The sequence below is a fragment of the Neorhizobium huautlense genome (assembly GCF_002968575.1).
In the GTDB taxonomy this organism is placed as follows: domain Bacteria; phylum Pseudomonadota; class Alphaproteobacteria; order Rhizobiales; family Rhizobiaceae; genus Neorhizobium; species Neorhizobium huautlense.
This window is the reverse complement of the sequence record NZ_PVBM01000042.1, coordinates 1-17,526: the sequence shown is the minus strand read 5'-3', so window position 1 is coordinate 17,526 and position 17,526 is coordinate 1. Positions and strand designations below refer to the sequence as shown.

Below are 17,526 nucleotides of genomic sequence, written 5' to 3'. Positions count from 1 at the left end.
GAGAACATGTCTCGGCAGGCGGACACGCGTCGTCGTGAAGTTTGGAGGAAGCTGCATGACGACGAGGCTTCCTGGTCAACGCGCAGCCGTCATCAGCTGGTGGCTGATTCCGGACACTATATCCAGTTCACTCGGCCCGATGTGGTCATTGCCGCCATTCTCGAGGTTGTGGATACAGTGCGGGTGGAAAACAACGGTGTTGGCGATTTTCGTTGATAGAAGGTGTCCTGTTGGGCCTCGCATTCTCAAACAAACAAACAAACAAATAAAGGACCAGGACAATATGTCAGTTAAACTTCTTCCGGTTTCGCACTGCTTACAGCATTGCCTCCAGCGGCGGTGGCCGCTGACGACTTTCCAAAGCGTCAGACAGGTTTGTGGGTGCCGACGGGCTGGTTCGTGATCGTGATCATCCGCACCTTCGGCTCCGACGCTGATCTATAGGTTGTCGCCGACTTATAATTCTGCGAGCCGGAGTCGCCCACGTTTCCCATTCCACATACGCACGAAAGCTGGAACTTTCTTCCTCCTGCGATGTTCGCGCAGCAACCTCGGGAGTGCCGGATGAATCTCAAGCCTGGCCTACGGTCCGTCCTATGCGCCTTCGCCGTCGCGGTGGTGCTGATGAACTTGTCCGCCGTGGTGCCGGCTGCCGCATCTCCGCATCATTGCCAGACGGCTCATGATGACGGTTCGGTCGACCATCATGACGATACGGATGTCCAAGCGGGCTGCTGCGGCAGCATGCACTGCTGTCCGATGCTGCCGCACCTTCCTTCGCCGCGGCTACCCTCGGCGATTCAGGACAGGCCTCATTCCCATGTAAAGGTCGAGCAGCCCCTGCTGCTGGTGACCTCTATCGATCCGCCTCCACGACCTCTTGCTACGTGACCATGAAGACATTCTTACGAAACGGGAGTTCAACATGAACAACGTAATCAAGATCGCAATCGCAAGTGCGCTTCTTTCCCCGGCTGCAATCGCAACGGCCGGTCCGGCGTCGGCCCAGACGGCCTATCCGTCCAAGTGCAAGTCAGAAATGTCGTCGGGCGGCGACATGTCCATGCAGGGCCACGAGATGTCTGGCATGGCCGAATTCCAAAAGGAATCGATGGACGGCATGAAAGCCATGAACATGAACATGGTGCAGGGCATGATGAAGAAGGATCCGGACGTGTCCTTCGCCTGCGGAATGATCGCCCACCACATGGGAGCGATCAGCATGGCGCAGGTTGAGCTTAAGTACGGCAAGAACGCCGAGACGAAGGCGCAGGCCCAGAAGATCATCGACGACCAAACCAAGGAGATCAAGGAACTGACTGCCTGGGTCGAGAAGGAGGCGAAGTGATGCACCACATGTCTACCGAGATGAAGGAATGCATCGACAACTGCCTCGTGTGCTATCGCGAGTGCCTCTCGATGGTGATGGGGCACTGCCTCGAGATGGGCGGGAAGCACACCGAACCCTCCCATTTCAAGCTTATGATGGCCTGCGCGGAGATGTGCAGGACGTCCGCCCACCTAATGCTGATCGGCACCGAACACCACAGGCACACCTGCCAGGAATGTGCGGAGATCTGCCGCCAGTGCGCTGACGACTGCGAACGTATCGGCGACATGCAGAGCTGCGTCGACGCCTGCAGGAAGTGTGCGGATAGCTGCGAGAAGATGGCCACCTGATGGAGAGGCGAACCCGGCAATGGTCCGGTCGGGTTCGCCACCTCGAGCCGGCGGGGATGTTCGTTTTGAGAGGAGCTTCTAACCGCTGACGGTGAGGCCCTACATCAAGACAAATGGTACACGTAAATCAGCTCCGAAAATCGGGGCCAGTCGAATGGCCGCAGCCTCGTGCTTGCTCGATCTCGCGGACGTCAGAAAACGCGCTGAATTCGCAGGTGCGCTGCGAACAACATGCGCAAGCCAGAAATGCTCTAACCACCAGACCTACGGCGGCGACGGTTCCGACGCCGGCCAGCCACAGCCCGATAAACCACGCCGTCTTTCGAAGAGCCTCACCCATCAGTGGTATCCCTCTTGCGGGTCGATCTTGCCGCGGAAGACCCAATAGGCGTAGGCAGTGTAGGCAAGGATCATGGGGACGAGCACGACGGCTCCCACGAGCAGGAACTTCAGCGAACTCGCCGGAGCGGCGGCGTCCCTGATCGTGAGCACGCCGGGAATCATGTACGGATAGAAGCTGATCCCCAGGCCGACGAAGCTCAGCACGAACAGGCCGAGCGCCGACAGGAAGGGCTGCAGATGCTTGCCGTGAGTGAGGCCGTGCCAGAGCAAAAACGCGCAAAGCGCAAGCATCAGCGGCACGAGGGAAGAGAAGAAGGCGGTCGGCCAGCCGAACCATCGTTCGAAGTATATCTCGTTGATGAACGGCGTCCAGAGCGACACCGCGCCGATCAGCGCCAGGAGACCGAGACTCAGTGGACGCGCGAGCTTTGCAGACCGGGCCTGGATCTCTCCGGACGTCTTTAGATTAAGCCACGTCACCCCGAGCAGCGCATAGCCGATGAGAACCGCAACGCCGGTCATGATCGAGAAGGGGGTGAGCCAGTCCCACCAGCCGCCAGCATACTGCCTTCCCTCGACGGTAATACCCTGTACGAGAGCTCCAAGAGCAATCCCCTGCATCAGAGCCGCGACCGATGATCCGATCCAGAAGCCGAAGTCCCAAAGGTGCGACTCGTGGTGCGTGCGCCACCGGAACTCGAAGGCGACGCCCCGGAAGATCAGGCTGACCAGCATCAGGATGATCGGCATGTAAAGCGCCGGCATGATGATCGCGTAGGCCAGCGGGAACACGGCCATGAGGCCGCCGCCGCCGAGCACCAGCCATGTCTCGTTGCCATCCCAGACGGGAGCGATCGAGTTCGTCATCACATCGCGGTCGCGCCTCTGGCGGAAGAACGGGAAGACGATGCCGGTTCCGAGGTCGAAGCCGTCCAGCACGACATAGGCGAGGACCGCGAAGGCGATGATCCCTGCCCAGACGAAGGAAAGATCAATGTCCATGTCGTCCTCCAATCGGATGATCCTGTGCAGCACCTGGCATAATGCCCGCCGTCCGGATCGGACCAGCATCCAGTTCTTGATCCGCATCCAGAGGGGTCGGCGACCGCCGCATGAGCTTCAGCAGATAATAGACGCCCACACCGAAGACCACGAAGTAGACGGCGATGAAGATGAGCAGCGAGGTCCCGACTGCGGGAGCGGAGACCGGCGAAAGACTCTCGGCGGTCCGAAGGTGCCCGTACACCGTCCAGGGCTGACGGCCGACCTCGGTCGTGTACCAGCCGGCAAGCACCGCTACGAAGCCGGAACCTCCCATTGCCACCGCGACACGGTGGAGCCACGGCGTGTCATAAAGGGTTCCCTTCCAGCGCGCCCAAAGAGACCAAAGCCCGACGCCGAGCATCAGAAAGCCGAGGCCTACCATGATCCGGAAGGTGATGAACGGCATGAGCGCCGGAGGACGCTGGTCGCGGGGCCATTCCTTCAGACCCTTGATCTCGCCGTTTAGCTCATGCGTTAGGATCAGCGAGCCGAGCTTCGGCACCTCGACCGCGTAGCGGGTTGTCTCCGCCTCGTCGTCCGGAATGCCGAACAGGACGAGAGGAGCGCCGTTCTTGTGCGTCTCGTAATGTCCTTCCATGGCTGCGATCTTCGCAGGCTGATGTTCGAGCGTGTTCAGGCCATGCAGGTCGCCGACGAAGATCTGTATCGGAGTAACGATTGCCGCCATCCACATCGCCATCGAGAACATGATCCGGGCCTGGCGGTTCGTCCGGTCCTTCAGCAGATGCAAGGCGCCGACTGCGCCCACTGCGAAGGCGGTGGTCAGGAAAGCCGCCATCACGGTATGGGTCATCCTATATGGGAAGGACGGGTTGAAGATGATCTTCCACCAGTCCTGAGGAACGAAGACGTCATTGGCGTCGACTCCGAATCCAGCCGGCGTATGCATCCAGCTATTGGCCGCCGTGATCCACGTCGCCGAGATCAGCGTTCCTATCGCGACCATGGCGACAGCCACCATGTGGGCCGTGTCTCCGACGCGTTTGCGGCCGAACAGGGCGATGCCGAGGAAGCCCGCCTCAAGGAAGAAGGCGGTAAGGACCTCGTAGCCCATCAGCGGTCCGATGACCGGGCCCGCCTTGTCCGAGAAGGCGGACCAGTTGGTGCCGAACTGGTAGCTCATCACAATCCCCGATACGACGCCCATGGCGAAGGTCACTGCGAAGATCGTCTTCCAGTATTCGAAGAGCTTGAGATAGGCTTCGTCGCGCTTCCAGAGCCAGAGCGCGTTCAGGACGGCGAGGTAGCTTGCCGTCCCGATCGAAAAGGCGGGAAACAGGAAGTGGAACGAGACGGTGAACGCGAACTGCATTCGCGCCAGCATCTCCGCATCGAAACCGAGGAAGGTCATGACGACTCCATTGTTGAAGACCCTCGAACTTAGTGCCGCCGCCCCGGTTCCGGCGCGGCATCGTGACTGAATGGATCGGCCTGTCGAACCCCAACGTAGGGAGATATCTGTCCAGGCCAACCACACCCTGCGTCGCGCGTCGGTATGTCACGTCCCGAGGCGCCGGGCGGGGTTGACATCAAGCCGTCGTCGCCCCCCAGCTACGGTAGAAGATGTAGCCCGCGACAACGAAGATAAGCGCCGCGAAGAGACGGTTGAGGATGTTCTTGTAAGCGCTGAGCCGTGTGGCCAGCATCATGCCGAGGATGCCGCCTGCGACGCCTCCACCGATAAACTCGGCAGCAAGCCACCAGTCCACGAGGCCGGAGGCGGCGTAGTTCAGCGCAGTCGCCAGCCCGAACGCGCCGACTGACAGGAGCGACGTGCCGATCGCGTTGATCATCGGCATGCCGGTCGCCAGCATTAGGCCTGGCACGATCAGGAAGCCGCCGCCGATCCCGAAGAAGCCGGAAGCCGCGCCGGCGGCTAATGCGACCGCTGCGGTGACCAGGCACATCCTGAGGTCGACCGGCCGGTTTTCGACGGAGGTCGGCTTCCTCGGCTTGAGCATCAGGGCGCCGACGACGACCATCAGAATGCCGAACAGGAAGATCAGCCGGTCTCCATCCATCGCCTTGCCAAGGCTGGAGCCGGCAAGAGCGCCAAGGACGCCGAGCGCCGAAAAGACCGCGGCGCAGCGCCACCACACGTGACCCTTGATGGCGTGGCTCGCGAAGTTGGCGAAGGCGTTGACCGAGACCGCAAGCGCGCCGGTTCCGATCGCGATATGAGGTTGAGCGACGCCGACGACGTAGAGGAGGAGCGGGGTCGCCAGGATCGAGCCGCCGCCGCCGAGCAGGCCCAGCATGAAGCCGACGATCCCGCCGGAACCGACGGCCGACAGAACGGAAGGACTCATGTCTTTCTGCTCCAGACCTGGTCGTAAAGTGTCATACCGATGAGCATGGCGACCACGAACAGCAACGTCTGTGGAATTACAACCGACAGAGAAGCGACGGCAGGGCCGGGACAAAAGCCGCCTATTCCCCAGCCGAGGCCGAAGAGGGCCGAGCCGGTGACCAGCGGCCCGTCGATCCTCCGGCTCGTGGGAACATGGAAGCTGTCGTCGAAGGCGGGATGGCGCATCTTCTTCATCACCTGTACGCCGATGAAGGCGACGGCGACGGCGCCGCCAAGAACGAAGGCAAGACTTGGATCCCAGTTGCCGAAGACGTCGAGGAAGCCCTGGACGCGAACCGGATTGAGCATGCCCGAGAGCGACAGGCCGAAGCCGAAGACGATGCCGGACAAGAGCGCGGCGCCGAACTGATAGATGTTTCTGTTCATAGTCCGAGACCTCGTAGAACGGTGACTGCGACCACGCCGGCCGACAGGAAGGTGGCGACGGCCACCATGGATCGTGGAGAGAGGCGGGCAAGCCCGAGCACGCCGTGGCCGCTGGTGCATCCGGAGCCCATGCGAGAACCGAAGCCGACCAGCAGTCCGGCGACGATGATCAGCGGCCAGCCCGCTGCGATCTCGACGGTCGGCCATCCGTCGAATGCAAGCAGGTACACCAGCGGACCAAGCAGCAGTCCCAGCACGAAGGCGAGATTGGTGGTCAGTTCGACGCCTTGGGCCAGACGCCCGACAATCCCGCTGATCCCGGCGATCCGGCCGTTCAGAAGCAGGAGCATGACCGCGGATACGCCGATCAGCATGCCGCCGGCCAGAGACTGGAGATAGATGTTCATGTCTCTCCCTTTACGCAGAAGATGTCATAGAGGGCGGAGACCAGTTGTGCGGCCTTCTCTTCGGCTAGCCGGTAGAAGATCTGCTTTCCCTCCCGCCGTGTTTCGACAGTTCCGGAGCTCCGCAGCACCGTCAGATGCTGGGAAAGATGCGGCTGATGGATGTCGAGCTTTTCCTCGAGTTCGCTGACCGAAAACTCGCCTTCGACCAGCTTGCAGACGATCATCAGACGCGCCTGGTGGGACAACGTCTTCAGGAGATTGGCGACCTCTCCGGCCCGGCCGGCCATCTCGGAGGGGGAGAGCTCCGCCTTCATCGTCGTCTTAGTATTGGTGCTCATTCCCATGCCGCTCCCTGCAATGCATCGAGCGGGAACTTGAGGTAGCGCTTACCGTTGGCCTCCGGCTCCGGCAGACGCCCGCCCCGGATGTTCACCTGAAGCGCATGCAAAATGAGCATCGGCATCGGCAGCGTCTTGTCGCGCTTCGTCCGCAGCGCCACGAACTGCTCTTCGGTCACTCCGGCAATATGCGGGTTGGACTTCCTTTGCTCGGCGACAGTGCTTTCCCAGCGAGGCGCGCGACCGTCCGGCTGGTAGTCATGTCCGGTGAAGATGCGGGTCTCGTCCGGGAGTGCGAGGATGTCCTGGATCGACTTCCACAGGATGCGGGCGTCGCCGCCGGGGAAGTCGGCGCGCGCCGTGCCGCTGTCGGGCATGAACAGCGTGTCATGGACGAACGCGGCGTCACCGACCACATAGGTAATCGAGGCGAGCGTGTGTCCGGGTGAGAACAGGACCTTCGCATCGATAGATCCGACCTTGAATGTCTCGCCATGGGCGAACAGCCGGTCCCATTGGGAGCCGTCGGTGGCAAGCTCCGGCCAATTGTAGATGCCCTTCCAGAGTTTCTGGACATCCATGACGCGCTCGCCGATGGCGGAGCGGGCACCGGTCTTCTCCTTCAGATACTGGGCCGCAGAGAAGTGGTCGGCATGCGGATGGGTGTCGAGGATCCACTCCACGGTCAACCCCTTGTCGCGGACGTAGTCGAGGATTGCGTCGGCATTGATGGTCGCGGTCGCTCCGGCCTTCTCGTCGAAATCGAGCACCGGATCGATGATGGCGCATTTGTTCGTTACTGGATCAGAAACCACATACTGAACACTCCAGGTGCGCTTGTCGAAAAAGCCCTTGACCTGCGGTCGATGCGACGCGTGTGTCTCAAGCCAAATGGCAGAGGCGCTTGTGTCGAAGCCGCGGCTGCGTCCGAATTCGACGACCTCGTCGGCAGTCATGCGTCCGTCAAGGACCTCACCGATCAGGTAGAGGTTCAGCGAGCGCTTGCCGGTTTGGCAATGGGCGAGGACGGGACCTTCAGATTCATCTACCGCACGCTGAAAAGCACGTACGTCCGCCTCGGTGATCGAGGCTGCGGTGACCGGGATGAAGGAATAGGACAGCTTGCAGTGTTTCGCTTCTTGGGCCTCGGTCTCTGTTCCCGGCTGTCCGGGCTCTTCGTTATCCGGTCGGTTGTTGATAATGGTACTAAACCCTTCGTGGCGAAGCGATTGGATGTCATCAATGCTGGGCTGCGACGAGATCGAAAGCTTCTCGGACAATTTGGTTACAGGCATGACTGGCTTCCTATTCAAAATTCGATATATGATATATAATAATATATAATGTTATTATGTCAAGCCAGTCCAAGGCTCAGACAGGGAACGAGGCTTTCACGAACCAGCGGCTTCCTCTCTCGAATGCCGGCTACCTCCCAGGCGGTCGAGAGCCATCTGGACGATCGACAGCCCGAGCCCGCTTCCATGACCAGGCCCCTGGTCGAGATTTTCAACGACGACGTGCTGCTCCTGTTCTGAGCCTCGCACGCGGCGACTAACCTCGCCGCCCTTGGGGGAGTGCTGGATAGCGTTCTCTATCAGATTGCGCGCCACGAGACGCACCAGCACCCGGTCTGCCCTTATTTCGACGGGCGCGGGGCTCGTGTCGGCGACCTCGACGGCAACCCGGACGTCGGCGTTCGATAGCTGTGTTTCCAGTTCAGAAGTGACTTCCGAGAGCAGCACCGATACGTCTATCAGCTCGTCGGCGGAAGCGCCTTTGGTCGAGGCGAGTGTCGCGGGCGCGGCATCCAGCATTGGCGGCAGGAGTATTGGTAACATAGGATGAGGGGCTCCTGAATGCGACCCGCTTTGGTTGTTCAGTGCTTGCCGGCAGCCGGGGCTTGCGATTGATCGGCATCAAGGTGACCGCAGCGCTTGAAGGGCAGGATTACCAAAGGGGAGGTGCTTATGAACGCAATGAAGACAAAATAGATATATCGGATGTTGGGGAACCGCGCCAAGTTGCTCCCGCCCTTGCGGCCTCATTCGTAAATCGACCGGAGACGCGCAACGCTCGTGAGCAGGGTCGGCTCCAGGGGGGAAAGGCTCAATGAAATTTCTTCCGGAGCGAAAGATTTTCGTAGCACTGCTTGCCGCTTTCACGCTAACGGCAGGCATATCCGGTTTCCTTGCGGTGCGACTAGCTGTTCGGACGATTTACTGGTCCAGTCACCAAGACGAGCCAATAGAGGAGTGGATGCCGCTCGGTTATGTGGCTAATTCGCATGGCGTCTCCCCGATCCTGCTGCAGACAGCGTTGGGGCTTCCGGCAGGCGTACGTGATCGAAGCCCATTGGGCGAAATAGCAAGGAAGCAGGGCAAGTCATTCGCGGAGGTCCGTAGAACTCTCGAAGAGGCGATTGCCGCTAAACGCAATCAGGACATCGAACCTGGTCGCAATCCTGCGGGCCAGTAGAATGGCGGAGTGGCTTTTCATCCTGATCGACGAACAGGGCGTCTATGCGTTGTTCATCGTCCTGATGGTGAATTGCCTCGGGGTGCCATTCCCGACGTCGCTTGTCATGTTGGCCATCGGCTCTTTTGCTGAGCAAGGGGAGTTGACCCTCCTGCCATTCTTCGTTGCCGGCCTTTCCGGCGCCATCGCCGGGGATCAGGCCGGATATCTCCTCGGGCGCTCGGCTTCATCTCGGCTGTTCAAGATGGCGCAGAGCATTCAATGGCTAGATAAAGCGCTGAAACAGGCCGAGCAGCTTGAAACGCGATGGGGAGATGCGGGGATATTCTTCAGCCGCTGGCTGCTCAGTCCACTCGGACCATATGTAAATCTTTTCGCGGGGATGAGTCGCTATTCGTGGGTCCGTTTTTCGGTCTGGGATGCCTTGGGTGAGGCAATCTGGGTCGGCGCTTACATGAGCTTGGGGGTGGCGTTCAGCAGAAGTATTCAGAAAGTAGCAGATCTCCTAGGCAACGCGACCTGGTTGGCTGCGTCTGTCGTCATGACGGTTTTTTTGGGTTGGAAACTCATGTCATTGTTGGCCGGAAGGAAGCGCGCCGGTCCCTCATAACACCGGCGGTTGATCCAAAGTACTACATGCCGAAGCGCTCCCATAAACCGAAAACCGGGATTTCAGGCTTGGTGCGGCGCGCCGTCAGCATCAGATTGATGGGGATCAATGAAGCCCAGCCGCTGAGATGGTTCTCTGAAATCCCGATGAAGGGAAAAGGAGAAGCATCATGGAAAGACGACGTTCGCTTCGGGTCGCTGCTTTGGCCGCAACTGTCCTCCTGGCATCCGGCGCATTTGCGCAGGGCTACGGCCCCTGGTCCGGCGCACGAATGGGACCTGGAATGATGAATGGAAGTGGCCGCGCTGCCATTATTGACCAGAACGATGACGGCCGGATCAGCAGCGAAGAGGCAGCCGCGTCAGCGGAGGATGTGTTCACGGCCATGGATGCCGATGATGACGGAGAGATCACAAAAGACGAATACATGGCTGTCCGGATGGGCCCCGGCTGGGGCTGGAATACAGAGCGTCGGGCTGCCATGCAGGCCAATAAGGAAGCCCGCTTCGGCGAGATGGACGCTGACAAGAATGGCTCCGTTACAAAGGCGGAGTTCCTTGCGGCAGCCCAAGCTCATTTCAAAGCCGCCGATCAGGACGGCGACGGACAGGTGAACCCATGGGAATATCGGCGCGGCCGTTGGCTCTGATCTGAGTAGCTGCAGTGATCCGCCTTGCCTCGCCCCTGGCCAATGATCTTCAGTCGCGGCGTCGTGCCGATGGTAGGGACATCGCAACCTGCCGCGGTCCTCCAATATGATCGCTCACCTTGCAAGATATTCGGTCGAGGAAGGCAGGATGGAGCCAGGCATCGCAAACACGCTCGGCGCACGCGCGCTCTACATCTTCCAGGGCGGCAAGGACACCTTATACCGTCTCCACGGAACGCCCGAATGGGCCTCGATCGGCAAGGCGACATCTTCCGGATGCGTCCGGCTCGTGAACCAGAACATGATAGATCTCCACGAGCGCGTTCCGTATCATGCGCCTATCGTCGTCCATCAGAAGGCTCTCGAACCGCCCCAGACAGCATAGCGGAAGAGGCAGCCGTCGCGGCATCGCCCCCCCCCGCAACCAACGAAACTTGTAAATTCTCCCACTCGGGAGACCTCTTTAAAAGCTCCTCGGCGTAAGCCTCGCGGAGTTTTTGCTTTTTGGCCTCCGTGTCGATCTCACCGGACGCAATGCCCGCCATGAAGTCGTTCTGCGCAGGGATGGGAACTTCTCCTGCCCTTCGACACTGTGGATCGGCAATCCCCGCAGGACTTTGCGCGCTGGGGCCAGGAGCTCGGGCAAGCTCTGGGGATAGACCTCGAGCTCTCACACCAGTCAGTTGCGCCGGCAACAGAGGGACTGACGCTGGTCTCGCGCCGCGACTACGGAGCCGAAGTGCAGGCGCCGACAGCAATCCTTCGGTTTGCCCTGCCGAAGGTTTCGCTCTGGCGGCGCTTGACTGGAAGTGGCTTCGCGGGTTTCCGCGCCGGTGATCTGCTCGGCGTACTGCCCGAAGGATCGGCCGTGCCGCGCTTCTACTCGCTTGCCTCCGGACGCCGCGACGGCTTTATCGAAATTGTAGTCAGAAAGCACCCGGGCGGCCTCTGCTCCGGGCAGCTTGTGGCGCTCGAGCTGGGGGACACGATTTCCGCGTTTCTGCGGCCCAATCCCCGGTTCCATGTCGCGCGCGGCCCTGCCCCCTTGATCCTGGTCGGCGCAGGCACCGGGATCGGGCCGCTCGCCGGCTTCATCCGGGGCAACCCGGCCCAGCGTCAGCACCACCTGTTCTTCGGCATGCGCCACCCGGACAGCGACTTCCTCTATGACGAGGAGCTCTCGCACTGGCAAACGGAAGGCCGGCTTTCGCGACTGGTCACGGCCGTTTCGCGCGGACCAAGGCCCCTCTACGTACAGGACGCCTTGCGGGCGGAAGGCGCCGAGGTCGCCCGGCTGATCCGTGACGGAGCGCGGGTGATGGTATGCGGCGGACGAGACAGGCGGCCGGGGTTGCCGACGCGCTTGCCGACATTCTCGCGCCTGTCGGGCTTACGCCGGTAGCGCTGAAGGCGGAGGGGCGCTATGTCGAAGACGTCTTCTGAACTTGTGCGCCATGCGTTGAACGGCCTGACAATGGGCTCGCGCTGGTCTGCCCTGTTCTTCACTGAGGGCGGTTTCGATTCCGCACCGGTCCGGTTGGCCCTGCAGGCAGCGGTGGACGAGGTGGACACGCAGATGTCCTCCTGGAAGTCCGACAGCGACTTGACGCGCCTGAACGAAGCGCCGGGGGGGACTGGGTGCCGCTCCCGGCACGGCTTCTCGAAGTCTTGCGCCTCGGGCTCGAGATCGGGCGTGCCTCCGGCCGGGCGTTCGACATCGGCATGGGCGATGCCGTCACCGCTTGGGGCTTCGGTCCCGGAGTAGCGGACCCGGTACGCATTCGCGCGGCCATGGCTGTGGACCGGCAGCCAGGGTACGATCTGCTTGTGCTGGACGTATCCGACGGACGCGCATGCAAGCTTGTGCCGCTCTCAATTGACCTCAATGGGATCGCCAAGGGTTACGGCGTCGATCGGCTGGCCGAGACGCTCGGCGTTTTCGGTATCCGGTCGGCACTCGTCGGTATCGACGGCGAGATGCGGGCCATAGGTCTGCGCCCGGATGGTGAGCCGTGGGCCATCGCGGTCGAGGCGCCCGACTCCGACCGCCGGGCTCCGCACTCGATCCTCCTTCATGACGCGTCCGTCGCGACGTCCAGAGACTATCGTCATTGGGTCGAGGTCCAGGGGCGGCTCCTGTCGCACACGATGAACCCGCACCGCGGCATGCCAGTCACAGACGCACCCGCCTCAGTCACCGTCGTCGCGAGAACCTGCGCTGAGGCGGATGCCTGGGCGACCGCGCGGATGATCCTTCGGCCTGACTCCGGTGCCGCCTACGCCCTGAAGCATGGGCTCGAGGCGCTGTTTCTGGTGCGCGACGACAAAGATGGTGTCAGCGCGCACCCGGTGGGACGGCTTTTCTCAAGAGAGTGTGCGGCGGACGCCCCGCGCTATGGTACCCCGATTGACCGACATCAAGGTTGAGAATGCCGATCCATGGGCAGCTTTTAAGGCGGAAGGCCTCGACAAATGGAACAGACCCGAATGGATTATGTGAGCAGAGACCGCTTCAAGACAGCCCTCCTACTGGTTGCCTTGGCGGGCCTCGTGTCAGGGCTCGCGCTGCACTTTTTGGGGAGGACCGAAGCTGCCGCTACCCCCTGGACGGTCGGCGCCATCCCCATCCTTGCGGCACTCCTGCTGGAGATCCTGCGCAGCCTGTGGCGAGGCGAGGTCGGGCTCGACATCGTCGCAGCAATGTCAATGTCAGCCGCACTCACATTCGGAGAAACGTTGGCCGCGGCCGTCGTCGCGGTGATGTATTCGGGCGGCACCTTCCTTGAGAGCTTCGCCGAAGGCCAGGCACGGCGGGAGATGCAGGATCTCCTCTCGCGTGTCCCGCGGACGGCGACGAGGCATCAAAACGGCGAACTCGCGGACGTGCCGCTCGACGAGATCAGGCCGGGCGACCGCTTGCTGATCCGGCAAGGCGACGTCGTGCCCGTGGATGGAACGATCGCCTCGGATGTGGCTTTTCTCGATACCTCGCCGCTGACCGGGGAATCCCTGCCGGTCCGTCTCTTGCGCGACGCGGAGGCCATGAGCGGCTCGACCAATGCCGGCGAGGCCTTCGACCTGAAGGCAATCCGCCGAGCGAGGGAAAGCACCTATGCCGGCATCGTCCGGCTTGTCGAAGAGGCTCAAAGGTCGAAGGCGCCGATGTCCCGGCTGGCGGATCGCTGGTCGCTCGGCTTTCTGGCGGTCACTGTCGCGCTTGCCTTGGCCGCCTGGTGGTTCACGGGCGATCCGATCCGGGCGGTTGCGGTTCTGGTCGTGGCCACCCCCTGTCCCCTCATCCTGGCCGTGCCGGTGGCATTGGTGGCAGGGCTGTCACGGGCGGCGCATTTTGGGGTTCTCATCAAAGGGGCGAAGCCGCTCGAGGCGATGGCGCGCATCCGAACACTGATCCTCGACAAGACGGGCACATTGACTGAAGGACGCCCGCAGATCGTCTCGATCGACAGCCACGACAGCATGTCCGAAGGCGATATCCTGCGCCTAGCCGCAGCGCTCGATCAGGCATCCAAGCATCCCGTCGCCCAGGCCATCGTCGCGGCTGCGAAGGAACGTGGCCTCGTCTTGCCGGTGCCGTCGGAGGTAACCGAGATCCCAGGCGAGGGCGTTGTCGGGAGCGTGGATGGCCACCAGGTCATCGTGGGCGGCGACGGATTCGTGACCCGGCGCGTCGGGCGAACGAGAGGCAGTCACCCGGCTCTCGCAGCCGGATCTGTCCTCGTTGCCGTCGCGGTGGACGGTCATCTGGCGGGGTATCTCGTCATGGCCGATCCCTTGCGCGACGGTACAGAAGCCATGCTGACGGGACTGCGGCGGGAAGGCGTCGGACGCATTCTTCTGGCGACGGGGGATCGTGCCGAGGTGGCCGAACGCGTGACCGAAGACCTTGGTCTGGACGGCCTTCGGACGGGACTGACGCCCGACCAGAAGGTCCTGCTGGTCCTGACCGAGCGCAAGAACGGTCCGGTCATGATGGTCGGCGATGGCGTGAATGATGCTCCGGCGCTCGCCGCCGCGGATGTGGGTGTGGCCATGGGCGCGCGGGGTGCTGCAGCTTCGGCAGAGGCTGCCGACGTCGTGCTGCTCGTAGACCGGATCGATCGCCTCGGGCCGGGCATCGAGATCGCCCGGCGCTCCAGGCGCATTGCGGTCGAAAGCGTTTTGGCCGGGATCGGTCTGTCAGTGCTCGGGATGGTGGCCGCAGCCTTCGGTTATCTCACGCCGGTGCAGGGCGCTCTCCTTCAGGAGCTTATTGATGTGGCCGTGATCCTGAATGCGCTGCGTGCCCTGCGGATCGAACCGCATGAATCTTCTGCTTCGACGGTTGCGACTGAACCGGAGCCGTAAATTTCCGAGTTGAAGGAATACCTATCATGAGCCGCCTCCCGCACGCCGAAATCCATATGGCTCGTCGGATCGACTGGCTCCGCGCAGCGGACTGGGCGCCAGTGACGGGATCGTCCGACGTCAAGCCTCGTGGGGCGTTGCCGCGGCCGGTTCGGGACAGACCGAAGTCCTGATAGCCGGCCTTGCCGGGCTCGTGGCAGGCGCGATGTCCATGGCAGCGGGCGAGTATGTCTCGGTCAGTTCTCAGACCGATGCCGAAAAGGCGGACCTCTCGCGGTAAATGCGTGAACTGGCGGAAACGCCCGAAGCGGAGCTGGAAGAGCTTACACGGATCTATGTCGAGCGCGGCCTCGATCGTGATCTTGCCGAAAAGGTCGCCGTATAACTGACCGAACGTGACGCCGTCGGGACGCATGCCCGCGACGAACTTGGGATCTCCGAGACGGTGACCGCGCATCCGAAACAGGCAGCGGTAGTCTCGGCTTTGACCTTCGCTGCCGGCGCGGTCGTTCCCCGGATCGTCGCTCTCTTGTCACCACCGGCGCAGACCACACTCGTCGTGGCGGTCTCCACGCTGGTGGCGCTCAGCGTCCTCGGCAGCTTTGGCGCGTCCGCCGGTGGGGCGGGGATTGTCCGTGGCGCCGTGCGTGTGACCTTCTGGGGGGCACTCGCCATGGCTGCAACCGCGGCGGCGGGGAGGATATTCGGAGCAAGATTGGGATAGAATTTTGCGACGAAGGCAAGAGGGGCCGGAGAACAGGTCTCTGTTTCCATTGGGCATGAGGAGTGTAGAAGAACGCGTTGTTGCCATGCGAACATTCCTTGAGGACGGGTCTAAGCGGCGCTACGAAACAGTCCGACACGGTCCTCAGTAGCGAGCAGTTCACGCAAGGTGTCAGCCGCCCACGACTGTCGCAAGTTAAGATAAATCCTGCGGGGGAACGCCTCATCACCCGAAACGTGGCAACGGGCTCATAGAAGTCCCAGTCGCGTTGGGATTCCTGCGGCTTTTTCACGCGAAGCAGATACATGTCGTGAACCATGGTGCCGTCTTCGCGAATTCGGCCATTCTTCACGTATATATGTCGTTCAAGCTGGTACTACGCAACCGGCCGATAAGTGCTGCCGGCTCGGTGCTGCCGACGTCTTCCACGGCTTTCAGGTACTGCAGGGTTGCGGAATAATCTGCCGCCTGCAGGGAGGAGGGCATACGATTTTGACGGGCGTCGAAGCGTTCCGTCCATTGGCGGCTTTCTGTGTCGCGCGTCCAAAACCAGCTGTCGGCAAGGTAAAGATCCTGCGCTTTCTCAAGTCCATCTCATGGATGTCATCGATGAAGGTGAGCAATCCGACCAGCTTCATGCGCCCGGTCAGGTTCATCTTCTCCATAGCCGCCATGGCTTTGAGTAGCTCCGCATGGCCGTTGGCAAGGCCGAGAACCTCTGCCTTGCTGTCGCGCGCCGCCTGGAGAAAGGGTGAGAAATCGTTCTCTCCGTGCGGGTTCTTGACGGAGCCGACCACGGTGCCGCCAGCCGATTCGATAGCATGCGTGCCGTGCGCCTGAAGCTCGCGGCCGAAGGGGTAGTCGGCGGTCACAAAGAACCACCGCTTTAGTCCCTGGCGCGTCAGCGCCAGCCCCGGCACCGTTGCTAGGGCCACGGTGCTATAAGCGTACTGGATGATAGAAGGCGCAGATCGCTCGCGTGCTTGAACCGACGTGTCGGCGCCGACCACCAAAATCGGCTTGCCGTGCTGTGCTGCAACAGCCGTCATCGCCAGGCTGGGGTCGGAATTGACGCCGCTAATCACCATGTCAACATCTTCGTCCCTATAGCATCTCTGTGCGATTTGAGCGGCTTCTCGCTGGTCGTTATGGTGATCGCTTCCCATCGGCTCGAGAGCGTCGGCAATCGTCAGCCGTCCCGGTTGCGTGCTTCATGTACGAGACGAGACAAAGTCATCGACACTGTGCTGGTAGCGCGCTTGCAGCCCGGCGTTTCCAAAGTCAACCTTCCATCTCGCGTGCGTTCTCTGTAGCGATTAGTCCACGCAACGCGCTGCAGGCTGGATCAGCTCCATCAAATAGCGTCTCAGGGGATGTCCATCCGGTCGAGATGCCAATGGCCGTGGCAATTGCCCAGCCCGGCTCGTCGCCGGCCTTGTCGATAAGACGCGGTACATCGGACTCCAAGCACTGCCGCGACTGCTGCACGATTTCGACAGGCGCATTTGCGCGTTCGAGATGTTGCCGCATCTCGGCGTGAAGGGGATCGACAACGAACAGTGTAAACATCCAGGCAGCAATATCTGCAATCATAATCTGGTCCCGTAGCCTGCGGCATCTGTCGGTTTGAGGTCCGACATCGTGAACGCGCCGAGGACGATCACCAGAGGGGCCCGGACCAGCGGGTCGAGGATGATCTGGGAAGCTGAGCGGCAGTATTCAAGGCTTCAATGTCCTTGACGGCGCATGCCGTTCTGGTCGATTACATCGCATCCGTAAACTAAGCGCTCCCCCGCATATCCTATTCCTTGTCACCTAGACGTCGCATGGAGAAGACGAGGCTGAGTTCAAGGCAACCGAGAAAGTTCTGGCGATTGCGCTGCCAAACTTCCTTTATTTTTCATCCTGGGTTGGAAAACTTGGTTCGAATTCTTCTAAGACCAAGGCACCGTTGTGCACTTGCTGTTTACGCTTCGTAACGCCGCGTCGTTCGCCGATCGAAGCACCAACAGTTCGTGTCTCGGCCGGTAGAGCCCAGACGTCAATGGTGATAGGAAATAGCAATGATTGCCACGACCGAAATTCGGGCACTCGACGTGTCTCCGGCACAGCCTGAAACACAGCCCCCCTATCT

Annotated in this window: 18 protein-coding genes and 5 pseudogenes; 12 read left to right on the top strand and 11 right to left on the bottom strand. The window is 61.3% G+C overall.

What is annotated here, in order from left to right:
- The 4 genes from C5L12_RS28615 to C5L12_RS26025 all read left to right on the top strand — a co-directional run.
- On the top strand, nt 1–216 hold a 216-nt coding region (locus tag C5L12_RS28615; protein ID WP_205839389.1), incomplete at its 5' end, for a hypothetical protein.
- Between the two features lie 348 nt (nt 217–564).
- Nucleotides 565–891, top strand: a complete 327-nt coding sequence (locus tag C5L12_RS26035) for a hypothetical protein (protein ID WP_105374944.1) — start codon at nt 565–567, stop codon at nt 889–891.
- Nucleotides 892–925: 34 nt separating this feature from the next.
- Nucleotides 926–1,348, top strand: coding sequence for a DUF305 domain-containing protein (locus C5L12_RS26030; protein ID WP_105374943.1), 423 nt, complete (start codon nt 926–928; stop codon nt 1,346–1,348).
- Entirely contained in the window at nt 1,348–1,680 is a 333-nt protein-coding gene (locus tag C5L12_RS26025; RefSeq protein ID WP_105374942.1) for a four-helix bundle copper-binding protein, read from the top strand. Before C5L12_RS26030 ends, C5L12_RS26025 begins: the two co-directional genes overlap by 1 nt.
- Before the next feature lie 339 nt (nt 1,681–2,019).
- On the opposite strand, the gene cydB is transcribed toward C5L12_RS26025, so the two are convergent.
- The 8 genes from cydB to C5L12_RS25980 all read right to left on the bottom strand — a co-directional run bounded on the left by cydB (nt 2,020) and on the right by C5L12_RS25980 (nt 8,407).
- Nucleotides 2,020–3,024 (bottom strand): cytochrome d ubiquinol oxidase subunit II, encoded by a 1,005-nt coding sequence (gene cydB, locus C5L12_RS26015; RefSeq protein WP_105374940.1) that lies wholly within the window; start codon nt 3,022–3,024, stop codon nt 2,020–2,022.
- The gene (locus C5L12_RS26010) at nt 3,014–4,438 is read right to left on the bottom strand and encodes a cytochrome ubiquinol oxidase subunit I (protein WP_105374939.1); all 1,425 of its coding nucleotides are present in this window, start codon (nt 4,436–4,438) and stop codon (nt 3,014–3,016) included. Before C5L12_RS26010 ends, cydB begins: the two co-directional genes overlap by 11 nt.
- Nucleotides 4,439–4,616: 178 nt before the next feature.
- Nucleotides 4,617–5,396, bottom strand: a complete 780-nt coding sequence (locus C5L12_RS26005; protein ID WP_205839388.1) for a sulfite exporter TauE/SafE family protein — start codon at nt 5,394–5,396, stop codon at nt 4,617–4,619.
- Nucleotides 5,393–5,824, bottom strand: a complete 432-nt coding sequence (locus C5L12_RS26000; protein WP_105374938.1) for a YeeE/YedE family protein — start codon at nt 5,822–5,824, stop codon at nt 5,393–5,395. Before C5L12_RS26000 ends, C5L12_RS26005 begins: the two co-directional genes overlap by 4 nt.
- Nucleotides 5,821–6,231, bottom strand: coding sequence for a YeeE/YedE family protein (locus tag C5L12_RS25995; protein WP_105374937.1), 411 nt, complete (start codon nt 6,229–6,231; stop codon nt 5,821–5,823). The genes C5L12_RS26000 and C5L12_RS25995 overlap by 4 nt, the downstream gene beginning before the upstream one ends.
- The gene (gene bigR / locus C5L12_RS25990) at nt 6,228–6,575 is read right to left on the bottom strand and encodes a sulfite-sensing transcriptional repressor BigR (RefSeq protein WP_105374936.1); all 348 of its coding nucleotides are present in this window, start codon (nt 6,573–6,575) and stop codon (nt 6,228–6,230) included. The genes C5L12_RS25995 and bigR overlap by 4 nt, the downstream gene beginning before the upstream one ends.
- Nucleotides 6,566–7,864, bottom strand: coding sequence for a bifunctional sulfur transferase/dioxygenase Blh (gene blh, locus C5L12_RS25985; RefSeq protein ID WP_105374935.1), 1,299 nt, complete (start codon nt 7,862–7,864; stop codon nt 6,566–6,568). The genes bigR and blh overlap by 10 nt, the downstream gene beginning before the upstream one ends.
- Nucleotides 7,865–7,960: 96 nt before the next feature.
- Nucleotides 7,961–8,407 carry a sensor histidine kinase gene (locus C5L12_RS25980; RefSeq protein ID WP_105374934.1) on the bottom strand — a complete coding sequence of 149 codons (447 nt, stop codon included), beginning with the start codon at nt 8,405–8,407 and terminating at the stop codon, nt 7,961–7,963.
- Nucleotides 8,408–8,678: 271 nt separating this feature from the next.
- On the opposite strand from C5L12_RS25980, the gene C5L12_RS25975 reads away from it, so the two are divergent.
- The 8 genes and pseudogenes from C5L12_RS25975 to C5L12_RS25940 all read left to right on the top strand — a co-directional run bounded on the left by C5L12_RS25975 (nt 8,679) and on the right by C5L12_RS25940 (nt 15,392).
- Entirely contained in the window at nt 8,679–9,044 is a 366-nt protein-coding gene (locus C5L12_RS25975) for a hypothetical protein (RefSeq protein WP_105374933.1), read from the top strand.
- A gap of 1 nt (nt 9,045) precedes the next feature.
- Nucleotides 9,046–9,654, top strand: a complete 609-nt coding sequence (locus tag C5L12_RS25970; RefSeq protein WP_105374932.1) for a DedA family protein — start codon at nt 9,046–9,048, stop codon at nt 9,652–9,654.
- Between the two features lie 169 nt (nt 9,655–9,823).
- The gene (locus C5L12_RS25965) at nt 9,824–10,303 is read left to right on the top strand and encodes an EF-hand domain-containing protein (protein WP_105374931.1); all 480 of its coding nucleotides are present in this window, start codon (nt 9,824–9,826) and stop codon (nt 10,301–10,303) included.
- A gap of 100 nt (nt 10,304–10,403) precedes the next feature.
- Nucleotides 10,404–10,688: pseudogene (locus C5L12_RS25960) on the top strand (L,D-transpeptidase); the annotation flags it as partial.
- Nucleotides 10,689–10,859: 171 nt separating this feature from the next.
- Nucleotides 10,860–11,746, top strand: a pseudogene (locus tag C5L12_RS25955) (FAD-binding oxidoreductase); the annotation flags it as partial.
- Nucleotides 11,727–12,730: pseudogene (locus C5L12_RS25950) on the top strand (FAD:protein FMN transferase). The pseudogenes C5L12_RS25955 and C5L12_RS25950, both read left to right, overlap by 20 nt.
- A 60-nt stretch (nt 12,731–12,790) precedes the next feature.
- Nucleotides 12,791–14,668 (top strand): heavy metal translocating P-type ATPase, encoded by a 1,878-nt coding sequence (locus C5L12_RS25945; protein WP_105374946.1) that lies wholly within the window; start codon nt 12,791–12,793, stop codon nt 14,666–14,668.
- A 26-nt stretch (nt 14,669–14,694) separates the two neighbouring features.
- A pseudogene (locus C5L12_RS25940) lies at nt 14,695–15,392 on the top strand (VIT1/CCC1 transporter family protein).
- 348 nt (nt 15,393–15,740) lie between these two features.
- On the opposite strand, the pseudogene C5L12_RS25935 reads toward C5L12_RS25940, so the two are convergent.
- The 3 genes and pseudogenes from C5L12_RS25935 to C5L12_RS28610 form a co-directional block, all read right to left on the bottom strand.
- Nucleotides 15,741–16,558, bottom strand: a pseudogene (locus C5L12_RS25935) (ABC transporter substrate-binding protein).
- Between the two features lie 115 nt (nt 16,559–16,673).
- Nucleotides 16,674–16,985: a hypothetical protein gene (locus C5L12_RS25930; protein ID WP_105374929.1), complete on the bottom strand. Its 312-nt coding sequence runs from the start codon at nt 16,983–16,985 to the stop codon at nt 16,674–16,676.
- Between the two features lie 300 nt (nt 16,986–17,285).
- On the bottom strand, nt 17,286–17,526 hold a 241-nt coding region (locus C5L12_RS28610; RefSeq protein ID WP_205839387.1), incomplete at its 5' end, for a hypothetical protein.